At 66.0% G+C, this 22,487-nt stretch carries 16 protein-coding genes and 1 pseudogene; 13 read left to right on the top strand and 4 right to left on the bottom strand.

The genetic code is table 11. The features are described from left to right. The 4 genes from AC30N0_RS20410 to AC30N0_RS20395 form a co-directional block, all read left to right on the top strand. Window positions 1-1,124 (top strand): phosphoketolase family protein (locus AC30N0_RS20410; RefSeq protein WP_489519704.1); only part of this gene is annotated, 1,124 nt, incomplete at its 5' end. Continuing rightward, a complete protein-coding gene (locus AC30N0_RS20405) occupies window positions 1,121-2,182 on the top strand; it encodes an acetate/propionate family kinase (protein WP_489519703.1) in 1,062 nt (353 codons plus the stop codon). The genes AC30N0_RS20410 and AC30N0_RS20405, both read left to right, overlap by 4 nt. A 110-nt stretch (window positions 2,183-2,292) precedes the next feature. Then, window positions 2,293-3,120: a phosphatase PAP2 family protein gene (locus tag AC30N0_RS20400; RefSeq protein ID WP_489519707.1), complete on the top strand. Its 828-nt coding sequence runs from the start codon at window positions 2,293-2,295 to the stop codon at window positions 3,118-3,120. 69 nt (window positions 3,121-3,189) lie between these two features. Further along, window positions 3,190-11,910: a GH36-type glycosyl hydrolase domain-containing protein gene (locus AC30N0_RS20395; protein ID WP_489519702.1), complete on the top strand. Its 8,721-nt coding sequence runs from the start codon at window positions 3,190-3,192 to the stop codon at window positions 11,908-11,910. Here AC30N0_RS20395 and AC30N0_RS20390 read toward each other — a convergent pair. Together AC30N0_RS20390 and AC30N0_RS20385 are read right to left on the bottom strand one after the other, a co-directional pair. After that, window positions 11,845-12,165 carry a phospholipase D-like domain-containing protein gene (locus tag AC30N0_RS20390; protein ID WP_489519706.1) on the bottom strand — a complete coding sequence of 107 codons (321 nt, stop codon included), beginning with the start codon at window positions 12,163-12,165 and terminating at the stop codon, window positions 11,845-11,847. The genes AC30N0_RS20395 and AC30N0_RS20390 overlap by 66 nt on opposite strands. Before the next feature lie 261 nt (window positions 12,166-12,426). Then, window positions 12,427-12,602 (bottom strand): annotated as a pseudogene (locus AC30N0_RS20385) (phospholipase D family protein); the annotation flags it as partial. A gap of 976 nt (window positions 12,603-13,578) precedes the next feature. Between AC30N0_RS20385 and AC30N0_RS20380 the strand changes: the two are divergent. The 7 genes from AC30N0_RS20380 to AC30N0_RS20350 all read left to right on the top strand — a co-directional run bounded on the left by AC30N0_RS20380 (window position 13,579) and on the right by AC30N0_RS20350 (window position 18,573). Further along, window positions 13,579-13,815: a hypothetical protein gene (locus AC30N0_RS20380; protein ID WP_489519701.1), complete on the top strand. Its 237-nt coding sequence runs from the start codon at window positions 13,579-13,581 to the stop codon at window positions 13,813-13,815. A gap of 108 nt (window positions 13,816-13,923) precedes the next feature. After that, window positions 13,924-14,208, top strand: a complete 285-nt coding sequence (locus tag AC30N0_RS20375) for a DUF2933 domain-containing protein (protein ID WP_489519700.1) — start codon at window positions 13,924-13,926, stop codon at window positions 14,206-14,208. Beyond that, complete coding sequence (locus AC30N0_RS20370) at window positions 14,205-14,855, top strand: methyltransferase family protein (RefSeq protein ID WP_489519699.1); 651 nt, start codon at window positions 14,205-14,207, stop codon at window positions 14,853-14,855. The genes AC30N0_RS20375 and AC30N0_RS20370 overlap by 4 nt, the downstream gene beginning before the upstream one ends. Further along, window positions 14,852-17,245, top strand: a complete 2,394-nt coding sequence (locus AC30N0_RS20365) for a heavy metal translocating P-type ATPase (RefSeq protein WP_489519698.1) — start codon at window positions 14,852-14,854, stop codon at window positions 17,243-17,245. The genes AC30N0_RS20370 and AC30N0_RS20365 overlap by 4 nt, the downstream gene beginning before the upstream one ends. Next, the gene (locus AC30N0_RS20360; RefSeq protein ID WP_489519697.1) at window positions 17,232-17,459 is read left to right on the top strand and encodes a YncE family protein; all 228 of its coding nucleotides are present in this window, start codon (window positions 17,232-17,234) and stop codon (window positions 17,457-17,459) included. Before AC30N0_RS20365 ends, AC30N0_RS20360 begins: the two co-directional genes overlap by 14 nt. A 17-nt stretch (window positions 17,460-17,476) precedes the next feature. Then, window positions 17,477-17,914, top strand: coding sequence for a hypothetical protein (locus AC30N0_RS20355; protein WP_489519696.1), 438 nt, complete (start codon window positions 17,477-17,479; stop codon window positions 17,912-17,914). 5 nt (window positions 17,915-17,919) lie between these two features. Beyond that, on the top strand, window positions 17,920-18,573 hold the full coding sequence (locus AC30N0_RS20350) for a DUF6629 family protein (protein WP_489519695.1): 654 nt from the start codon (window positions 17,920-17,922) through the stop codon (window positions 18,571-18,573). Between the two features lie 124 nt (window positions 18,574-18,697). Here the strand turns inward: AC30N0_RS20350 and AC30N0_RS20345 are convergent, their stop codons facing one another. Together AC30N0_RS20345 and AC30N0_RS20340 are read right to left on the bottom strand one after the other, a co-directional pair. After that, window positions 18,698-18,955 (bottom strand): heavy-metal-associated domain-containing protein, encoded by a 258-nt coding sequence (locus AC30N0_RS20345; RefSeq protein WP_489519694.1) that lies wholly within the window; start codon window positions 18,953-18,955, stop codon window positions 18,698-18,700. A gap of 565 nt (window positions 18,956-19,520) precedes the next feature. Then, entirely contained in the window at window positions 19,521-19,829 is a 309-nt protein-coding gene (locus tag AC30N0_RS20340; RefSeq protein WP_489519693.1) for a glycerophosphodiester phosphodiesterase family protein, read from the bottom strand. Between the two features lie 444 nt (window positions 19,830-20,273). Here AC30N0_RS20340 and AC30N0_RS20335 point away from each other — a divergent pair, with 444 nt between their 5' ends. Both AC30N0_RS20335 and AC30N0_RS20330 read left to right on the top strand, forming a co-directional pair. Further along, window positions 20,274-21,626, top strand: a complete 1,353-nt coding sequence (locus AC30N0_RS20335; RefSeq protein ID WP_489519705.1) for an esterase-like activity of phytase family protein — start codon at window positions 20,274-20,276, stop codon at window positions 21,624-21,626. Further along, window positions 21,619-22,212, top strand: a complete 594-nt coding sequence (locus AC30N0_RS20330) for a hypothetical protein (protein ID WP_489519692.1) — start codon at window positions 21,619-21,621, stop codon at window positions 22,210-22,212. Before AC30N0_RS20335 ends, AC30N0_RS20330 begins: the two co-directional genes overlap by 8 nt. Window positions 22,213-22,487: the final 275 nt, after the last annotated feature.

Raw genomic sequence — 22,487 nt, 5'->3', positions numbered from 1 at the left:
CGTTCCGGCTCTTCGGCCCGGACGAGACCGCCTCCAACCGGCTGCAAAACGTCTACGAGGTGACGGACAAGGTCTGGCAGTACCGGATCGACGGGCTGGACGAGCACCTCGCCCGGGCCGGCCGGGTGATGGAAGTGCTGAGCGAGCACCTGTGCGAGGGCTGGCTCGAGGGTTACCTGCTCACCGGGCGCCACGGCCTGTTCTCTTGCTACGAAGCGTTCGTCCACATCATCGATTCGATGTTCAACCAGCATGCCAAGTGGTTGAAGGTCTGCGCCCAGATCCCTTGGCGCAAGCCCATCGCGTCGCTCAACTACCTGCTCACCTCGCATGTCTGGCAGCAGGACCACAACGGCTTCTCGCACCAGGATCCGGGCTTCATCGATGTCGTGGCGAACAAGAAGGCCGCCGTGGTGCGCATCTATCTGGCACCTGATGCGAACTGCCTGCTATCGATCGCCGACCATTGCCTGCGCAGCCGCAACTACGTCAACCTGATCATCGCCGGCAAGGCGCCCGCGCTGCAGTGGCTCGACATCGCGTCGGCCGCGCGCCATTGCGCCGTTGGTGCCGGCATCTGGTCGTGGGCCAGCAACGACACCGGTGCCGAGCCCGATGTGGTGATGGCCTGCGCCGGCGACGTGCCCACCCTCGAAACACTGGCCGCTGTGGCGCTCTTGCGCGGGTATGCGCCGGACATCCGGATTCGGGTCGTGAATGTGGTCGACCTGATGGCGCTGCAGCCGCCGTCCGAGCATCCGCATGGCCTGGACGACGAGCAATTCGACGCCATGTTCACGCGCGACAAGCCAGTCGTGTTTGCATTCCACGGCTACGCCGGGCTGATACGCCGGCTCACCTACCGTCGCCACAACCACGACAACCTGCATGTGCGAGGCTACAAGGAAGAAGGCACGACGACCACGGCCTTCGACATGGTGGTGCTCAACAACATCGACCGCTACCAGTTGGCGCTCGACGCCATACGCCGTATCCCGCGCATGGCGCACCTTGTCGAGCAGGCGACGCAGCGCTATGACGCCAGCATCGCGCGTCACAAGGCCTACATCAGCGAACACGGTGAGGATCTGCCGGAAGTGCGCGACTGGCGCTGGCCGGCATGAGCGATGACACCGACCTACCCGTCCTCGCGCTGAACGTCGGCTCGTCGTCGCTCAAGTTCGGACTCTTCATGGTCGGCGCAAGCGGCAGTCGCGTGCTTGCCTCTGGTTCGGACGAGGCGGTCTCGGAGCCGCGAGCAGCGTTCGCCCGCATCGACCAGCAGATGAAGGCGCAGGGATTGCCCCCGCCTGCCGCGATCGGTCACCGAATTGTTCATGGCGGACCGCAGTGCCGAAACCACCGGTTGATCGACGTGACCGTGATGAGCCAACTCCGAGACGCCGCCGCGTTTGCACCGCTGCACGTGCCGCCTGCGTTGGCGTTGGTGCAGGCAGCGCAGGCTCGCTTTCCCGGGATCGCGCAGGTGGCCTGTCTGGACACGGCATTCCATGCGGGCATGCCTGCCGTCGCCCGCACGCTGCCCATTCCGCATGAGCTTCGGGCGCTGGGCATCGAGCGCTACGGCTTCCATGGCCTTTCGGGAGAATCGATCGTGCGACAACTTGGCCCTGACGTGCCGGCCCGGATGGTGATCGCCCATCTCGGCCACGGCGCGAGCGTCACCGCAGTGGCGCACGGCGAATCAGTGGACACGAGCATGGGGCTGACGCCGACGGGTGGCGTGATCATGAGCACACGCTGCGGTGACATCGATCCCGGCGTGGTGGCGTACGTGGTCCGCGAGCACGGCTATGACGCCGCTAGGCTGGAGGCACTGATCAACCAGCGGTCGGGAATGCTCGGCATCTCGGGCCTCAGTGGTGACTTGAGGGAGCTGATTGCCGCTGCAGATTCGACAGGTGCTTCGAGCGATGACGCATGGCTCGCCATCACGATGTTCTGCGCATCGGTGCGCAAGCAGATCGCCGCGATGGCAGCGGTCCTCGGCGGTGTGGATTTGTTGGTATTCACAGGGGGGATCGGCGAGAACGATGCCTCGACGCGCGGGCTCATTCACGAGGGGCTCGAGGCGCTGGGCATCCGCCAGGCCTCCGTGCGGGTGATGCCGGCAAAGGAAGAAGAACAGATCGCCTGGCAGACCGCCCGCCTGGTGACGTGAAGGAGCAGCCCGTCGTGCAACCGCGTCGAGTCGTTGCGATCAGGACGCTATGGGCGCGACTCGTCGACGTCTGGCACCGTGGGTCTCGCTTCTCCCTACCGGCTGCCTTGGTGGTTCTGGGCAGTGCATGGCTGTTCTTGAAGGTTTTGGAGGATGTGGCAACGCGTGACCTATTGGTCGACGTTGATGTCATCGTGCACGGCGTGATGCAGCAGCTCCGCACGCCTTGGATGGACAGCGCGATGGTTGCAGCGACGGAGTTGGGCGATCTCCAGGTCCTGCTGCCGGTCATCCTGGCATCCTTGCTGTGGTTCGCCTGGTGCCGTCTCTGGTGGACATGCCTCTATTGGCTGGCCGCTGTCGGGGTGGCGCAGGTTATCGTCAAACTGCTCAAGGTCGTACTTCAACGATCGCGCCCGGCCCTGTTCTACGACGGCGTGGAGAGCTTTGCCTTCCCTAGCAGTCACGCCACCATGAGCGTCGTGGCGTATGGGTTTCTCGCCTTTCTGATCTGCCGCAAGCGGGGCGCTGGCGCCAGACTCTTGATCGCCGTGGCGGCCGCTTCGAGCATTGCACTGATTGCGCTGTCCCGCCTCTACCTCGGCGTTCATTGGGCGTCCGACGTGATTGCTGGCGCGAGTTTCGGTCTGGCGTGGGTAGGCGCACTGGCGCTGGTGTACAGCTACCGCACCGATGAGGATGTGAGGCCGAATCAGCTGGCCATCGTGCTGATGGTCACTGTGCTGGTGAGCGGTTCCTGGCACATCATGCAGGACCATAGTCGCGATTCCGTGCGCTACGCGCCCCTTCCCAGGTCGAGTGAAGCCGAACTGAGCTGCGTGCTTTCGCCAGGCACAGCGACATGCACCCCTCTATCCGGAACATGTGTCACGGTGAACGACTCGCTTAAAGCTTTGCATCGATACGCCGCGCTTTGACATCGAGCCTCGCGGGGGCTCGCAGCGGGCACCACAATGTGTCGACGCCGCCACGCGGCTGGAGAGTGTGTGGAAGCGACGAGATGGCTCGAAGACAAGGTGCTTTCCAGGTTGCGGGAGGCTGCGGGGCGATCCAGCCACGGCAGGCGCACCCTGCCTGGCGGCGCGGTCGACGAAGTCCCTCTGCGTGCCGAGCTGTTCACCGCCGATCAGATGGAGCAGCACGGCAAGGAGGTGGCCGCTGCCCATGAACTGACCCTCAAACGCTCGCCCGACCGGCTGCTGCCGCGACTGGCTGCGAACGAGAAGAAGCTGGCCGAGGTGGGCACGCTGCTGGCGCAGACCGGGTCGGGGCAGCGCCGCGTGACGCCAGCGGGCGAATGGTTGCTCGACAACTTTCATCTGATCGAAGAAGAGATCAGGACTGCCAAGCGGCACCTGCCACCGGGCTACAGCCGCGAACTGCCGCGCCTGGCCAGCGGGGCGAACGCCGGCTTCCCGCGGGTCTACGACCTCGCGCTGCACGCCGTGGCGCACGGCGACGGCCAGCTTGGGCGCGGTTCGCTGATCCGCTTCATCACCGCTTACCAGTCGGTCAAGCTGCTGCAGCTGGGCGAGCTGTGGGCCATCCCGATCATGCTGCGGCTGGCCCTGATCGAGAACCTGCGCCGCGTGGCCGCTCGCGTGGCCGCCAGCCGCATCGACCGCGACGTCGCGGGGCTGTGGGCCGACCAGATGCTCGACGTGGCGGAGCGCGATCCGAAGGGTCTGATCCTGGTCCTGGCCGACATGGCTCGCTCGGACCCGCCGATGACCGCGCCGTTCGTCTCCGAGATCGCCCGCATCCTGCATGGCAGAAGCGCCGCCTTGTCGCTGCCGCTAAGCTGGGTCGAGCAGCGCCTGGGCGAAAACCACCAGACCATCGAACAGCTGGTGCAGCTCGAAGGCCAGCGGCAGGCCGCCGCCCAGGTTTCGGTCAGCAACAGCATCGGCAGCCTGCGCCTCCTGGGTGCCATGCCCTGGCGTGAGTTCGTCGAGTCGCTGTCCAAGATCGAGCAGACGCTGCGCGACGACCCGGCCGGCGTGTATTCGAAGATGGACTTCATCACCCGGGACACCTATCGACGTTCCGTCGAACGCATCGCCCGCCACAGTGCGCTGACCGAGCCCGACGTAGCGCTGGCCGCGATCGAGCTGGCGCGGGCCGCGGTCGGGCGCCGGGAGCCGGATGCCGCGCAGTGTGAGCATGTCGGCTACTACCTCGTCGACTCTGGCAGGGCCGACCTCGAACGCATGGCCAGGCTGCGCGTCGGGCCGTGGCAGCGCCTGCGCCGCCGCGTGTCACGGCGCCCGCTGGCCTGGCATGGCGGCTCGATCGCCCTGCTGACGCTGGCACTGGCCATCGTGCCACTCTACGCTGCACCGCAGGGCCTCACGGCACCGTTAGCCTTGCCCCGGGAGCCGTGGCTGGCCTTCGCCGTCCTGCTGCTGCTGATCGCAGCCAGCCAGCTGGCGGTGTCGCTGGTCAACTGGCTGTCGACGATGCTGAGCGAACCCATGACGCTGCCGCGAATGGATTTCTCCTCCGGCATCCCGCCCGAGGCGCGCACGCTGGTCGTGGTGCCCACGCTGCTCGGCAGCCAGCAGGCCGCCGACGAGCTGGTCGAGGCCCTGGAAGTGCGCTTCCTCGGCAACCGCGATGCGCAGCTGCGCTATGCCCTTCTCACGGATTTCCGGGATGCGCCGGAAGCGACCAGCCCGGCGGACGCGGCGACGCTTGACCGTGCCCGGTCCGGGATCGAGGCGCTCAATTGCAAACACGGCGAGCGCTTTTTCCTGTTGCATCGCCCTCGCCTCTGGAACCCGCGCGAGGGCGTCTGGATGGGCCGTGAGCGCAAGCGGGGCAAGCTCGCCGACCTGAACGCCCTCCTGCGTGGCAAAGGCAGCCAGAGATTCCTGCTGGTCGTCGGCGATACGTCGCAACTCGCCGGAGTGCGCTACGTCATCACGCTGGACACGGACACACAGCTGCCGCGCGATGCCGCCCGGCAGCTCGTCGCGGCGATGGCGCACCCCCTGAACCGACCGCACTTCGGCGGCCCGGCGGGTGCACCGCGCGTCGTGCGCGGCTACGGCATCCTGCAGCCGCGAGTAACGATCAGCCTGCCCGAGGCCGGCCGCACGCGCTACGGCCGCCTGTTCGCCGGCGAGCCTGGCATCGACCCGTACACCCGTGCCGTCAGCGACGTCTACCAGGACCTGTTCGGCGAAGGCTCGTTCATCGGCAAGGGCATCTACGACGTCGATGCATTCGAGCATGTGCTGCGCGACCGGTTGCCGGAGAACCGCATCCTCAGTCATGACCTGCTCGAGGGCGGCTACGCGAGGAGCGGGCTGCTCAGTGATGTCGAACTGGTCGAGGGATCGCCTTCGCGTTACGACGAGGACGTCAGGCGACGGCACCGGTGGATGCGCGGCGACTGGCAGATCATCGGCTGGCTCCTGCCCGGGCTGCGGATGACGGCCGGCGAGGCCGGTATTCCCAGCGCCGACCCGGCTCGCGCCGTCGTCGTGCGCAACCCGCTCTCCGCGCTGTCGCGCTGGAAGATCTTCGACAACCTGCGCCGCAGCCTGGTACCGCCGGCCTTGGCGGCGCTGCTTCTGCTGGGCTGGACAGTGCTGCTGCAGCCTGCGCTGTGGACCGTGGCCTGCCTGGCGGTGCTGTACGCGCCGCCATTGATAGGCTTCTTCGTGCAGTTGCTGCGCAAGCCCGACGAGCTCGACTACCGGCAGCACGTCGCGGCCACGGCCCCCTCGGCGGTGAGCCATGTGAGCCAGGCCACGCTCGCCCTGGCCACCCTGCCTTATGAAGCGTTCTTCAACGTCGGTGCGATCTTGCGCACGCAGTGGCGCCTGTGGATCAGCCGGCGGCGCCTGCTCGAGTGGCAGCCCTCATCGGACGCTGGACGCAGCAGCGACGCCGATGCGCCGGCGGCCGACCTCGTCGCCACGTTTCGGCGGATGTGGATCGCGCCGACCGTCGCGGCGGCCACCCTGGCCGGGCTTGCCCGGCTGCGCCCGGACGCGGTTGGCAGTGCGCTGCCGGTGCTGGTGCTGTGGTTGACGTCGCCGGCCATCGTGTGGTGGCTGAATCGGCCACGCAAGCGCCACCAGTCCGCGCTCAGTGCAGCCCAGACCGTGCAGCTGCGGATGCTGGCGCGTCGGACATGGGCGTTCTTCGAGGCCTTCGTCGGCGCCCGCGACAACCACTTGCCGCCCGACAACGTGCAGGAGCATCCGGTGCCCCGGGTCGCCCACCGCACGTCGCCCACCAACATCGGGCTGTCGCTGCTGGCGAGCCTCAGCGCGCGCGACTTCGGCTATATCACCGAGGGTCAGCTGATCGAGCGCACCGCGGCCACGCTGGATACGCTGGACCGCCTGGAGAAGTACCGCGGCCACTGGCTCAACTGGTACGACACCCGCACGCTGCAGCCGTTGCGGCCGGCCTACGTTTCCAGTGTCGACAGCGGCAATCTTGCAGGTCACCTGCTGACGTTGCAGGCCGGCCTGCGGCTGCTGGCCGGGCAGCCGCCCCAGCTGGACCTCATCCTTGCCGGGCTCCAGGACACCCTGCGCCTGCTGCAGCTGGCCACCGGCAGGGTGCCGGCGGACAGTGCAATCGCGCGCTTCGCAAGCCTGCTTGCTACGTACGCAGCGCCGGCGCCGCAGCTGCCTCACGATCTGTGCAAGGCGTTGAGCACCTTGCTGCGCGGCGCCCAGGACATCCCGGCCTCGGCTCCCGCAGAGGACGGGTTCGCGCCGGCCGATGACGCCGAGGTCGGACCCGGCAGCGGGGCCGAGGCCGATCGCTGGGCACGTGCGCTGGTCCGTCAGTGCGAAGCCGCGCTGGCCGACTTGCAACTGCTGTGCCCCGACGCGGCCATCTTCGCCGAAGCGGGCTGGGAGACGCCGGTGCTGTCCGCGCGCGGCAGTGCGCTGCAGTCGTTGGCGCTGCGGGCCGGCGCGATGGCCGAGATGGACTACGGCTTCCTCTACGACACTGCGCGCGACCTGCTGGCCATCGGCTACAACGTGGACGACCGCCGCCTCGACACCGGCCGCTACGACCTGCTGGCTTCGGAAATCAGGCTCGCGAGTTTCGTCGGCATCGCCAAGGCGCAGCTCCCGCAGGAAACCTGGTTTGCGCTGGGCCGGCAGCTCACTGTCGCCGACGGCGGACCGGTGCTGCTGTCGTGGAGCGGCTCGATGTTCGAGTACCTCATGCCGATGCTGGTGATGCCGAGCTACGAAGACACCCTGCTCGACCAGACCATGCGCGGCGCAGTCGCACGCCAGATCCACTACGGCAGGCAGCGCGGCGTACCCTGGGGCATTTCCGAGTCCGGCTACAACGCCACCGACGCCCAGCTCAACTACCAGTACCGGGCCTTCGGCGTTCCCGGGCTCGGCCTCAAACGCGGGCTGGCCGAAGACCTGGTGGTCGCCCCCTACGCGACGGTCATGGCGCTGATGGTCGCCCCGGAAGCGGCGATGCAGAACCTGCAACGCCTGGCCGACGCGGGCGTGGCGGGTGCCTTCGGCTACTACGAGGCCGTCGACTACACGCCGTCCCGGCAGCTGCGCGGCAACAGCAGCGCCATCGTTCGTTCGTACATGGCGCACCACCTCGGCATGAGTCTGCTGGCCCTGGTCTACGTGCTGCTCGACCGCCCGATGCAGCGGCGCTTCGAATCGGATCCCGAACTGCGGGCGACGCTGCTGCTGCTGCACGAGCGCGTCCCGAAATCGGTCGCGTTCCACCAGCCGATGGCAGAGCGCGCCGAGATCCGCAGCGGGCAACCGAGCGGTGAGACGCCGGTCCGAGTCGTCACCTCGCCGGACACGACAGCGCCGGAAGTGCAACTGCTTTCGAACGGCAGCTACCACGTGATGCTCACCAGTTCTGGCGGTGGCTACAGCCGCTGGAAGGACATCGCGGTATCGCGCTGGGCCGAAGACGGCACCGCCGACGCGTCGGGCAGCTTCTGCTATCTCCGCGACATCGAGACCGGCACGTTCTGGTCGACAACGCACCAGCCGACACACTGGAAATCGGACAGCTATGAAGCCATCTTCAGCGAAGGCCGCGCCGAGTTCCGCCGCCGTGACCAGGGCATCGACGCCTATACCGAGGTCGCCGTCTCGCCCGAGGATGACGTCGAACTGCGCCGCCTGCGGCTGACCAACCGCAGCAGCGTGCGGCGCAGCATCGAGGTCACCAGCTATTGCGAGGTGGTGCTTGCCACGGCGGCGTCCGACGCCCAGCACCCGGCCTTCAGCAAGCTGTTCGTGCAGACCGAAGTGATCGAGGACCCCGCGCTGATCGTCTGCACGCGGCGGCCGCGTGGCGCCGACGAACAGCCGCCCTGGATGTTCCACCTGATCGCGGTGCACGGGGCGACGGCCGGGCCGGCTTCGCACGAGACCGACCGCGCCCGCTTCATCGGGCGCGGTCGCAGCCTGCATGCGCCCAGCGCGATGCGCGACGCCGGGCCCCTGTCCGGCACTTGCGGCCCGGTGCTGGACCCCATCGTGGCCACCCGCCGCGTGATCACGCTCGATTCCGAGCAGACGGCCGTCATCGACATCGTCTGCGGCGTCGCCGCCACGCGTGAAGGCATCCTGGAGCTGGCCCACAAGTACACCGACCGGCGACTGGCCGAGCGGGTGTTCGAACTCGCCTGGACGCACGGCCAGGTCAGGCTGCGGCAGCTGAACGTTACCGACGTCGAGTCGGCCCTCTTTGCCCGCCTGGCCAACACGGTGGTGCATTCGCAGCCCACCCTGCGTGCCGACACCGCCGTGCTGCTGCGCAACCGGCGCGGCCAGTCGGGCCTGTGGGGCTACGCCATCTCGGGCGACCTGCCCATCGTGCTGCTGCAGGTCAGCGACGCCAGCAACATCGATCTCGTGCGCCAGATGGTGCAGGCTCATGCCTACTGGCGCCTCAAGGGGTTGGCGGTCGACCTGGTCGTCTGGAACGAAGAGCGCGACGTGTACCGCCAACGCCTGCAGGAGCAGATCCTGGGGCTGATCGCTGGCAGCTCCGAACCGCATGTCGTCGATCGGCCCGGCGGCATCTTCGTGCGTCACGCCGAGCAGATTGCGGTGGAGGACCGCGTGCTCCTGCAATCGGTCGCCCGCGCCATCATCTCCGACCGGCGCGGCTCGCTGGCCGAACAGGTGCAGCGGGGTCAGTCCCTCGAGCGGCGCGTGGCCGACCTCGTGCCGACGCGGGTCGCCGAACCGTCGGCACCCGTGGCAGTGCACCCGTCGATGCATGACCTGTTGCTCTTCAACGGCATCGGCGGCTTCTCGCCCGACGGCCGCGAGTACGTGATCTCGACCACACCGGACAGGCGCCCGCCGGCGCCATGGGCCAACGTGATTGCCAACCCACGCTTCGGCACGGTCGTCTCCGACGCTGGCAGCAGCTACACCTGGTGCGAGAACGCGCACGAACTGCGCCTGACGCCCTGGCACAACGACCCCGTCAGCGATAGCAGCGGCGAAGCCATTTACCTGCGCGACGAAGAAACCGGGCAGGTCTGGCACCCGACCTCGCTGCCCGCACCGGGGGACTTGCGCGACGAGAGCGCGGCCACGCCTTACATCACCCGGCACGGTTTCGGCTATAGCGTGTTCGAGCACGCCGAGGCCGCCATCCACAGCGAGCTGACGGTCTTCGTCGCGATCGACGCGGCCGTGAAGTTTTCGCGCCTGAGGCTGCGCAACGACGGCGCGCGGCCGCGGCTGCTCAGCGCCACGGGCTATGTCGAGTGGGTGCTCGGCGACACCCGCGCCAAGACCGCACCGCACATCCACACCGACCAGGTTGCGGGCGGCGGCGCCATCTACGCGCGCAATCGTTACAGCAACGACTTCGGCGACTGGATCGGCTTTTTCGACGTCGACGAGAGCGACCGGCTGTTCGGCAGCATCACCTGCGACCGCGCCGAGTTCATCGGCCGCAACGGCTCGATGCGACAGCCTGCCGCGCTGCGCCGGCTTCGCCTTTCCGGTCGCACGGGGGTGGCGCTCGACCCGTGCGCCGCGATCCAGGTGCTTTTCGAGCTGGCGCCTGGGCAGACTCGCGAAGTCATATTTCGCCTGGGCATGGGGCGCAGCGAGGACGAGGCCGGACAGCTCGTCCGGCGCTTCCGTGGCAGGGCCGCCGCCCGCCAGGCGCTGGCGGAGGTGAATGCCCATTGGCAGGAGGTGCTGGGCGCCGTGCAGGTCAGCACCCCGGACGCCGCGCTCGACATCCTTTCCAACGGCTGGCTCGTCTACCAGACGCTGGCGTGTCGAATGTGGGCGCGCAGCGGCTACTACCAGTCGGGTGGTGCCTACGGCTTTCGCGACCAGCTGCAGGACGCCATGGCACTGGTGCACACCCAGCCGCAGGCATTGCGCGACCACCTGCTGTTCAGCGCCAGCCGGCAGTTCGTCGAAGGCGACGTGCAGCACTGGTGGCACCCGCCGTCGGGCCGGGGGGTGCGAACGCACATCTCGGACGACTTCCTGTGGCTGCCGCTGGCACTGTGCCGCTATGTACGGGCGACCAACGACACCGGCATCCTGAACGAGAAGGTTGCCTTCCTGGATGGGCCCGCGGTCGCAAGCGACGCCGAGTCTTACTACGACCTGCCAGGCCGTTCAGCCCAATCGGAGAGCCTGTATCGGCACGCAAGCCTGGCGGTGCAGCACGGGCTGCGCTTCGGCGCCCACGGCTTGCCGCTGATGGGGGCCGGCGACTGGAACGACGGCATGAACCAGGTCGGTCACCAGGGCCGGGGGGAGAGCGTCTGGCTCGGCTTCTTCCTGTGCGAGGTGCTGCGCGAGTTCGCTGCGCTGGCGCTTCGTCACGGCGACGAGGCGTTCGCCGGGCGCTGCGAGAGCGAACGAGAGCAGCTCGGAGCCCGCCTGGAGGCGGTGGCCTGGGACGGCGACTGGTACCGACGTGCCTACTTCGACGACGGCACGCCGTTGGGTTCGAAGGACAACGCCGAGTGCCGCATCGATTCCATCGCGCAGAGCTGGGCGGTGCTGTCGGGCATCGGCAGCGCCCAGCGGGTCGCACGGGCGATGGACTCGGTGGCCGGCCATCTGGTGCGCGCCGAGTCCGGGCTCGTGCAACTGCTCGACCCGCCGTTCGACCGAAAGGGTCCGAACCCGGGCTACATCGCCGGTTATCTGCCGGGCGTGCGTGAGAACGGCGGCCAGTACACCCACAGCGCCGTGTGGGTGGCGATGGCCTACGCCACGCTCGGGGATGCCGAGCGCGCATGGCAGGTGATGGACCTGATCAACCCGCTGCATCACGGGCGCACAGCGGAGGAGGTGGCAATCTACAAGGTCGAACCCTACGTGGTGGCCGCCGACGTCTACAGCGTGCCGCCGCACACCGGGCGCGGCGGCTGGAGCTGGTACACCGGCTCTGCGGGCTGGATGTACCGGCTGATCGTCGAGTCGCTGCTGGGCCTGCGACTGCAGGTCGACGACGCGGGCGCATCGCTTTCGATCCAGCCGTGCGTGCCTAGCGGATGGACGGGGTACCGGGTGGACTACCGCTTCCGTCGAACCATGTACCGCATCGATGTCAAACCTGGGGCTGCCGATCGTCCTGGGCCAGGCCCCGCGATCTCGGTGAATGACGCGCCGCTACGCGGGAACCGGATCGAACTGGTCGACGATGGCGGGGCCCACGCCGTGGTGGTCCTGATGTAGGGGTTGTCGACGTGGGTCGCAATGCGCAAAGCAGCGCTTCCGGCGCCAGGGGTGCGAGCACTCTGACATACAAACGCATCCATAAGCGACTTCGGCACTGTGAATGAAAAGCCCGGTCTCCATGCTGTAACGCTCGGACCGCGGGTCGAAGTTCATCGATCCTATGAAGAACTTGTCTCGATCGAACACGGCGGCTTTGACATGAAGGAGAGCCCACTCATGCGCCGAACAGAAGGACTCTTGCGGGTACCGCATGGCCTGACCGGTCCTGCGTCGGAGCATTCGTGATATCGGTGCGTAGTTACTCGTCGGCGGATCCGAGAACGCCTCCACAGAACCCCACAGAAGGCCCAGCCGGCCGCCGCCCAGCTCGTCGCCGATAGGACCGTGACCGAGGGCCTCGCTCGGCGGCATGATCGGGAATGACTGTTGAGTCGACGACGTCTCTCGAACAAACTCGGCCTGGAGATCAGCGCGTGGAACATCCGAGCACGACAGACCCGAGCGGGTATGCCAGATGAAGTTGGCGAGCAGGTCGCGAGCAAAGTAGTTGTCTCCGATGATGCGTCCGTGCGATCGCCATCGATCCGTCGGCGATGAAAAGCTTGTTGTGCATGCGGCGGTTGAGCCGCTAGAAGTCGAACAACGACGCTGCGACCCGGTGTGGCAAGGTGTCCGCGACCAGCCGGAAAAAGGGTTGCAGATCAGCCGCAGCGTGCCCAGGCCGCAAGCGAGCGGCTGCGCGACTTCGCCGCACCGGAACAGGGGACCGTCGCAAGCGAACTCGGCACGCAGTTGCGTCCAGTGTTCGACAGCGTACCGACAGCGCCCTGGATTGGGGGCACCCTGACCAGAGACCCCTTCGCACGCCTCGCGTTGATACAGGTCAACGTGCAGCTGCGAATCCCTCCTACCATGGGTCGAGAACCCGCCTCATGAAACTTCTTCGCCGATCCATCGCCAGCCGCAATGCCGCATCGCTCATGCTGGGCTTGTGGTTGTTCGTGCTGGCCTCGGGCGTGGCGAATGCGTGCCTGTTGAAAGCTCCGGATCATGCCGGGCACCAGCCTGCGTCCGGGAGATCTCACAGCGTGGATCGTGCCGCAGCCGCTGCCCACGCGAGTGAACAGAGCTCCACGGCCGCGCCTTGCCTGAAGGCCTGCGACGAAGGTTCGCAGGCTTTGCAGAGCAGCAACGGGAACGACTCGATAGATCCGGGTGCCCCGCCTCCCTGGATCGGTGTCCTCTGGGCCAAACGCGCGCCGCTGTCCGCACGCCACCGAAGCGGCGTCTACGCCCCACCCTCACTGAGCGACCCTCCCGAGCGAATCATCTACTCGCGGTGGGCACTCTAGCGTTCCTGTAGATCGACGGCGTTTTCCATCGCGGCGCTGATCTCCGTCCCGCGCAGCGGGATCGACAGGGCTCGGCCCTTGCGCCTCGGGTTTCAACACATGCATTACCTGGAGTTCCACATGAACCGGATTCGTCTCCTCTCACTTGCACTCGCAGTTTCATTAATCGGCACCTCAGCGTTGGCAGCCCCGAAGGCTGAGCACACCGGCCATCACCCCGCCGGGACCGACACCGCGCGTCCGTCCGAACAGGTACCTGCCGCAAAGGCACCGAGCATGTCGAAGATGGATGCCCAGACCCAAACCATGCGACATGCACAAACGATTGATGGCCGCAAAGACGCCAGAGGAGCGGAGCGCCCTGATGGCGGAGCACATGAAGACGATGCAGGACGGCATGACGATGATGAATGGGATGCCGACAGGGGGCATGCAGTCTTCGAAGGGCGGCATGGCCATGCATCATCAAATGATGGAAAAGCGCATGGAAATGATGGGCGCCTCCATGCAGATGATGTTGGACCGCCTGCCCCCCGCCCCTGCGAAGTAGGCAGGACCGGCGGCACCTCCGTGCCGAGCACGTAGGCGCTGCTGGCCGGGGCGCTCCTCCGCTGTTGCAGAACCGATGGCGGGTCGACCTGAATCTTTCGGAGTCCAGATGAACGAACACCATTCGCTGCCTCAGTCGCAAGCTCCTGCTTTCTGGCGCTCCCGATACGCGGTCGGCCTGATCGTCATGGGGGCCATCGCAGCCTATTTCCTGGTCGGCGAGCACCGTGCCCACTTCATCGGCGCGCTACCGCTCCTCCTGCTTCTTGCATGTCCTCTCATGCATGTCTTCATGCACAACCGGCACGGTTCCCACGAGGCCGGGCATGCACCCCGCCAGGGTGCTACAGACCCGACCGATGAGCGGTCTGCCAGAACACGAGCGCAGCCATGACCCATGACACTTCGGCCTATGGTCTCTGGACGCTGGTCATTCTGAACTCGGCGATCTTTCTGATATTCGCGTTCAGCTTCTTCAAGCCCCAGACCGCGCGGGACTGGCGAACGTTCGGCGCTTTCGCCGCCTTTGTCGTCGCTCTCTTCGTGGAGATGTACGGCTTTCCTCTGACGCTCTATGTCTTGTCCGGGTGGCTGCAGACGCGGTACCCCGGCCTTGACCTGCTGTCGCACAACTCCGGCCACCTGTGGTCGACCCTCCTGGGCGAACAGGGCGATGTGCACTTGGGGCCGCTTCATCTCGCCAGCTACATATTCCTCGGCTACGGCTTCTATCTCTTGTCCACCGCATGGAACGTGCTTTATCACGCACAACGCAACAACATGCTGGCCACCACAGGCGCTTATGCGCGCATCCGCCATCCGCAGTACGTCGCCTTTGTCCTGATCCTGCTGGGTTTCCTCCTGCAGTGGCCGACGCTGCTCACCTTGGCGATGTTTCCGATTCTGCTGGTCATGTACGGACGACTTGCCATCACGGAAGAAGCCGAGTTGCAAAAGCACTTTGGTGCGGCCTTCGACATATACGCGGCGCGCACACCGCGATTCATTCCTTCGTTCAGAACTCAAGAGGCTGCGGCATGAAGACCAGCACTGTCGAAGTCGCGCAGATGGTCTCGACGTTGAGTGCGGCGGGTATCGCCCGACAGCTGAGCGCAATTCCTGGCGTCCACCAAGCGGAGGTGAACTATGTCGCCGGGAGCGCCACCGTGCAGTACGACGAAACGAAAGTCACCCTCGCAGCCATCCGGCGACGCGTGAAGGACTGCGGCTACCACTGCCGCGGCGAGCTGGTGCCGGCTCATGTCTGCCATGCGGTCGTCGGCAGGGCGAGCGCGCCGGCTCAGGTTGACCACGCTGGTCACGCTGGCCACCAGGCTCATGGAGCACCAGGAAAGTCCATGGCGCACGACAAGGCAGAAATGATGCATGCCATGGGCCATGCACCCGGCATGTCCATGCAGGACATGGCGGCCGACATGCGCAACCGATTCCTCGTCGCCTTGCTGTTCGCCATCCCGGTCTTCCTTTACTCACCCATGGGGAAGATGCTCGGCGACTTTTCAGCCCCGTTCGGCATGGATCGCAAGCTTTTCCTTTTCCTTGCTGCCACAGGCGCCATCGCCTACCCAGGCTGGCCGTTCCTGGTCGCCGCGTGGCGGTCCGCCCGCAACGGAGTCGTCAACATGGCGACTCTGGTCGTCCTTTCGGTGGGAACGGGCTATCTGTTCAGCGTGGGAGCCACGTTTCTGTACGAGGGAGAGGTCTTCTACGAAGCCGCGGCAGTGCTGCTCGTGTTCATCCTGCTCGGCCATTGGCTGGAGATGCGGGCCCGAGCCGGGGCCTCCGAGGCAATCCGCGCATTGATGAGTCTTGCGCCGCCCATGGCCTTCGTGCTTCGCGCCGGAACCGAAGTCGAGGTGCCGACGTCAGAGGTACTCGCCGGAGAAACGATTGTCGTCAAGCCCGGTGGCAGGATCCCGGTCGACGGACAGATCACTGAAGGAAGCTCGCAGGTCGACGAGTCGATGCTGACCGGGGAATCGATGCCGGTGAAGAAGGTTGCCGGCGACACGGTCATCGGCGCCACGATCAACAAAAGCGGCAGCTTTCGCTACAAGGCAACCAAGGTAGGTGCCGACACGGCGCTCGCCCAGATCGTCAAGTTGGTGCAGGAGGCGCAGAACTCGAAGGCGCCCGGCCAGCTGCTCGCCGACCGCGCGTCGCAGTGGCTGGTGCTGGCGGCCATCGCGATCGGTCTGCTCACCTTTGCAGTCTGGTTCTGGGTCATCGGCGAGCCTCTGCTGTTCGCCCTCACCTTGACCATCACGGTGTTCGTCATCGCATGCCCCGATGCCTTGGGACTGGCCACTCCGATGGCGATCATGGTCGGCACAGGCTTGGGAGCGATGAACGGAATCCTGTTCAAGAATGCTTCGGCACTGGAGAACTCCAGCAAGCTGACGGTTGTGGTCTTCGACAAGACCGGCACGCTCACCGTGGGCCAACCGGACGTGGTGGAGATGGTCACGGCGCCGGGGGTAAACGAGGCTGACCTGCTCGCCACCGCGGCTGCACTGGAGAAGTTTTCCGAGCACCCGCTCGCGCATGCGATTCTCAAGCGCGCTGGGGCCATGCCTACGGAAACAGCGACAGGCTTCACCAATGTCGATGGGCAAGGCGCTCGGGCCAGCATCGGCGCGGATGCGGTCCTGCTGGGCAATCGCAAACTGATGCAAGCCGAAGGCGTGGCCCTGGACGCGCTCGCAGCGGAGGCGGCCCGGCTCGAGGGGGGTGGGCGCACGGCCGTGCACGTGGCGCGGGCGGGAAAGCTCATCGGCCTGATTGCCATCGCCGATGCGGTCCGGCCCACATCCAGGGCCGCGATTGCGAAGCTGCAGGAGCGGGGCGTCAAGGTAGCGATGATGACGGGAGACAACCAGGCGACGGCCGACCGCATCGGCAAGGAACTGGGCATCGACATCGTGCTTGCCGAAGTTCTTCCCGGCCAGAAGGCCGCCAGGATCAAAGAGCTCCAGGACCAAGGGAACAAGGTCGGCATGGTCGGTGACGGCATCAACGATGCCCCGGCGCTGACCCAGGCCGATGTCGGCTTCGCAATCGGCGCCGGCACGGACGTCGCGATGGAAAGCGCTCAGGTGGTTCTGATGAAGAGCGATCCGTACGACGTCGTCGGGGCGATCGAGCTGTCGCGTGCCACCCTGCGCAAGATGCACCAGAACCTCTGGTGGGCTGTCGGCTACAACGTGATTGCCTTCCCGGTCGCTGCGGGCGTTTTCTACCCATTCACGCTGTCGCCTGAGATCGCCGCGTTGTCGATGTCCGGCAGCTCTGCGTTGGTAGCCTTGAACGCTTTGATGCTCAAGCGGACCAAACTTGCGGGCATCAAGCCCGCGACGTCTCCGGGGGCACGCGCCGGAACGGCGCAGGTCCCAGGCAGTGCAATGGCCTGACGGCGGCTGCGCCGACAACCTGAGCGTGTTCGGTGCGGCGTCCTTCGAGGTGCTCACTCCGGTCCGCATCGGCTGGCCATCGACCGCAGGGCGCCTCGCGTACGTCACGCATACATATGCCGGCACCGTGTCGGTGATCGACATCGAGTCGGGTGCAGTAGTGAGAACCGTCAGCGTTGGCAAAGAGCCCAACGACGTCAGCGTGAGTCCGTGAAACGACCACACCTGCCCATGCGGATCGCCGGCAAAGTATTCGCTGCCTGCGGGCTATGGATGGTCCTGTTGGGCCTCTACTTCGTCCTGTTTCGGCCCTCTCTGTTGCCCGAGGATCCCCGCTTCATGGGGACGTCCATCGAAACCCTGCGCGCAGCCGCGCCTGGCCTCGAGCGTTGGCTCGGCCACGTGTTCAACGTCATGGGAGGATTCATGGTTGCGACAGGCGCCATGACCCTCCTGGTGGCTTGGCGACTTCTCGCCAATCACGCCCCAGGCACCGCGTGGGCGCTGGCAGTTGCCGGGGCGGCGGGCATCGGCCTGATGAGTCTGACGAATTTCCTGCTGCACTCGGACTTTCGCTGGCTGCTGCTGGTGCCCGCTCTGCTGTGGGTTGCAGCGCTCGCGTTCTACTTGCGCGAGGATGCGGCGGGCGCGGAGTCCGCGACGAAGTGAACTGAATGTGCTTCTCGGCAACGGCCAGCTTTTCGGCCGGCATCCTGCTGCTAGGCGCCGGCGTCCTGACCGTCAGGGCGGCGCGTGACCCGCGTGAGCTGCCACTCGCCGCAATTCCGCTTCTCTTCTCTGTCCAGCAACTGATCGAAGGTGTCGTCTGGCTCACGCTCCGCTACGAGGCGCCGCTGCTCAATGCCGCGATGACGCACGCGTATGCGTTTTTCTCACACGTCCTGTGGCCGGTATATGTCCCCGTAGCCGTGCTCCTGGTCGAATCGCGAGGGTGGCGCCGCAACACCTTGTGGGGGCTCTCCACAGCAGGCGGGGCCGTGGCCGCTTACCTCCTGTACACGCTCGTGGTGTTCTCGGTCGTCTCCCGAGCAACGGGCCAGCACATCGAGTACGTTTCCCCTCATTTCTTCACCACCGCGGTAATGAGCATCTACCTGTTGTCGACAGCCATCGGCCCGATGATCTCCTCACATCGGTGGGTGAGGGTATTCGGCTTGCTTGCGCTGGCTTCGTTCGCCGGGGCGTATTTCTTCTACACACGATGGTTCATTTCCGTCTGGTGCCTCTTTGCCGCGGTCCTCAGTCTCGTCCTGTGTGCGCATTTTCTGATGCGCCGCGCAGGCCGCGTTGAGCGCAGTAGGCAATAGCGCGGCCCGAGGCGGAGCCAGGCCGGCTCGCTTGTCCTCTCCGATCCCGATCCGCGGCAGCCTCAGGGCGCCGGCAATCGCCCTGACGACGACGGCACCATGCCAGAGCGGTCACAGACTGTGCTCAGCTGCAGCAGCAACCGCTGCGTCCCTTCGGCTGAGGAGCGGGCACTTCTCCGTTTTCCAGGGCCACGGGGGTGTAGCCGGCTTCCTGAATGGCATCGCGCAGTTCGCGAGCATCCGTCTCGGTCGGTTCGATCTCGACCCGATGGCTCGCCAGATCGATGCTCACCCTCGCTTGCTTGTCCACCGCGCGAACCGCCTTGGTGATCGTGCTCACGCAATGGCCGCAGGTCATGTCCTTGACTTCGAATGCAATCACGTTGTTTCTCCTATTCGACGTTCGATAAGCAGGAATGTCGACCTTCCTACAGTGGCAATGTCAAGCGGCGAAGACGCGAATCATCTTGCGAAGTGGCCTGACTCCCAGCCAACCTGGCGCAGCCCCCTCCCCAACGGAAACGGCTACCGTGATGACCGAATTCGCTTCAACGCCGACAAGGTGAACGGACAGTTCACCGTCATCCAGCTCGAGGCGGCGAATTGGCGACCGTCGATCGTGGCCGCGCCAGAAGAGAAGCTGTGGCCGCGATGCAGAGCTTGCCGGCAACCGCTTCGAGATCGTCACTTCACTGGGCCGTCACCGCAGACAACGCGTGTCACGCTCGTCGCGTTGTCCAGTGCTGGAGACGGCAGAAGCAATACAGGAAGTGCTTCGTTGAGCCCCAGGGAGTGGTGTGCCCCGCGAGCCGGTTCTAGATGAGACGAAAGCGCCAGCCGAACCGGCCGTGCAGTACTTCGGCATCGTAGCGCGCCACCGGGAGTCCGCTGCATTGCAGGGGCCCGCGCGGGCCAAAGGGCGACAGGCCTATCCGGCAGAGGTGCGGCTACGCGTTCGCGCGCCTTGCTGGCGCGTGCGGTGCGGTTGTTCGACCCCGGGCGAGCATCGGCTCATGCCGCGCGAGCAGCACGCCATCCTTGCTCATCACCAGGTCGGGCTCGATGTAGTTGGCGCCTTGTGGGATGGCCAGCTCGTAGGCTGCCAGTGTGTGCTCTGGCCGATAGCCCGACGCGCCGCGGTGGCCGATCACGAGCCGGGCTTCTCCCGTCAGGGTGTTCCAGTTCTGCGCGACGGCGTCCGGCAGGGGAAGGCTGCCGCAGATGGCGAGCGCGATGGCGATCGTCCTGATGTTCAATCTCGAACTCCTCTGTTTGATGCGAATAAGCGAGCCTCGGGCGGGCACAGCCCCGGCGGAACTCGTACAAGGGGCTGCATGCCCGGAAGCGCCTCGCCGGTCTGCTCGTCACGGGGCTCCCTCGCCTCCGCGGCCTCGCCCGCTTGCACCAGCTCCCTGGTCAGTCGGTCGATCAGGCCGGGGGTGCAGACAGGCGCGATGTAGGCGTCCACGAGATCGTGGCGAAGTCGGTTGAACTTGCTCAAGGGGGCCGGCGGACGAAGTGCTCACAGCCACTATCGGAGCCGGTGATGACGCGGTCATGACGTGGCACGTCAGGCGTTGACATTCATTCGGAATGCATCGAAAACCCTGTGGCGTCAGTGCGCACGAGAACGCTCTCGAGACTCCCAGAGTGGTTTGGCGAGAGGAGCGAGCATGAGCCAGCGCAACGCCCTGTCATGACTGCGTCATCGATGGTGGCCTAGTCTTGCCCGTCCTCCAGCCCCGGTTTCCGTTCATGAAGCTCCTTCCTGCCGTCGTCCACGCTGCCGTGCTCATCCTCGCCTCCGGCGCTCAGGCCACGCCGACCTTCGTGAATGGGCTGGCGTTGCCACCCTGCTCGACCAATCGGGGGGCACCAGCGTCAACACCGGTCGGGTCGGGTTTTTCTCCGACATCTACTTCGACCGGAACCGGCGCGAGTGGTGGGGGCTGTCCGACCGCGGACCGGGCGGCCGCAGTCTCGACTACGCAACCCGCGTCCAGAGCTTCACCCTCGAGGTGAACAGCACCACCGGCTCGATCGGCAACTTCCAGATCCAGCAGACGGTCATCTTCAAGAGTGGCTCAGGCGCGCCTTTCAACGGCATCGCGCCATCTCCGGCGAGCAGCCTCGGCAACTCCTTCGATCCCGAAGGGATCGTCGTCCACCCGGTCACCGGCAACCTGGTCGTCTCGGACGAATACGGGGCCTCGGTCTACGAGTTCACCCGGGGCGGCGACTTGGTCCGCAAGTACGTCACGCCCGAGAACATCAAGCCGACGACGTCGCCGGGGGTCTACAACTACGGCCCGGATGCGAACAGCGCCGGTCGCCGCATCAACCGCGGCTTCGAGGGCCTGGCGATCAGCCCGGATGGCCGGTACGTGTTCGCCATGCTGCAGAGCGCGATGGTCAACGAGGGTGGCGCCAACGGGGTGTTCGCGCGCATCGTCAAGTTCGATACGGGCACCGGGCTGGCCGTCGCCCAGTACGCGTACAAAATGAAAGGCTCGAGCCAGGGCCGCGGCATCTCGGCGCTGGTCGCGATCAACGATCACGAGTTTCTGGTCCTCGAACGCAACAACCGTGGCCTGGGCTCGGGCGCCGAACTGACGCCTCAGAACAAGAAGGTCTTCAAGATCGACCTGACCGGCGCCGCCGACGTCGGCGACATCGTCCTCGACAACGCCTTCGCCGGCGCGGCGGTGACTTGCGACGTCGGCGGCTTCTCCAATTGCCTCGTCATGAACCCGAACGGCAGCCTCGGTGCTGTCGTGGCAGCCGGCTTCACCGGAGAGGGCTTCATCCTCATCCCAGGCGTTCTCCACGCGTACAAGGCGAGCGCCGCCGATCTGGCGGGCTACGCTGCGCCAGTGCCCGAGCCAGAGACGTATGCCTTGCTGGCGGCCGGGCTCGGGCTGCTCGGCTGGCACGCGCGGTGTTCGCGGCGCAGCGGAGCGAAGGGTCCTTACCGCGCTGTCCGCGTCCGCTCTCGATACGCCGACCCCTCTTGGAGAGCCAGACCAGACGCGGGCCCTCGAGCAGTTGCCTGACGGGCGCTTCCTGGCGGTCGAAGACGAGAAGGCGACGCCGTTCTCGGCATTCTCGCTCGATGCTGCGGGACGCCTACGCATCACTGAATTGAAAACAAGCTGCTTGATTCTTCAGCAGCGCAGAGCCTTGAGGATCTCGAACGCCTGGCGATCGATGGATCGGACTTTCTCCATGCGATCACCTCGTTCTCGCGAACCAATGAAGGGCGCGAACAGGGGGCTCGCGAGAAGCCCGTGCGGTTCCGCATCGAATGGCGACCGGCTCGTCGACGGCCGAGTCGTGCGTGGGCTAAGGAAGGGACTGACCGACCGTCACCCCGCACTTGCCCGAGCCGCCGCCGTTCGCGATGTCAAGAACAACAGCGGCCTGAACATCGAGTCGGTCGACGTTTCCCCTGATCATCAGCAATTGCTGATCGGCTTTCGCGGGCCGCTTGTCGACGGTTGCGCCGTCGTCGCGCGCGTAGGGTCGTTGCCAGATCTGTTCGAAGGCGGCGAGCCTGACGTAGGAGGGAAGCTCGAACTGCTCGACCTCGATGGGGCGGGCATCCGCTCCATCGCATTCGTCCCGTGGCTCGGTGCGTAGTTGGTCATGGGCGGACCGCTCGACAAGGCCGACGCAGAGTTCAACGCTGTGGTTTGGCAGGGTCCGTCGGGACGTGTCCGCCGCGTCCGCCCTCGAATACCGACCTGTCGCGCTGCGAAGGCGTTTGCACGGCATTGATTGACGGCCACGAAAGCCTCGTCCTCGTACGCGACGAGGGCGACCGCAAGGCGGGCAGGTCCTGCGCCCGGGAGAAGTACAACAACTCTTGTGCCCCGGGACTTTCGTGCTTTGGAAGCAGTACTTTCAGCCGACGC

The sequence above is a fragment of the Rhizobacter sp. genome, from assembly GCF_031412495.1.
Classification (GTDB): Bacteria; Pseudomonadota; Gammaproteobacteria; order Burkholderiales; family Burkholderiaceae_C; genus Schlegelella_A.
This window is presented reverse-complemented; position numbering and strand designations above follow the sequence as displayed.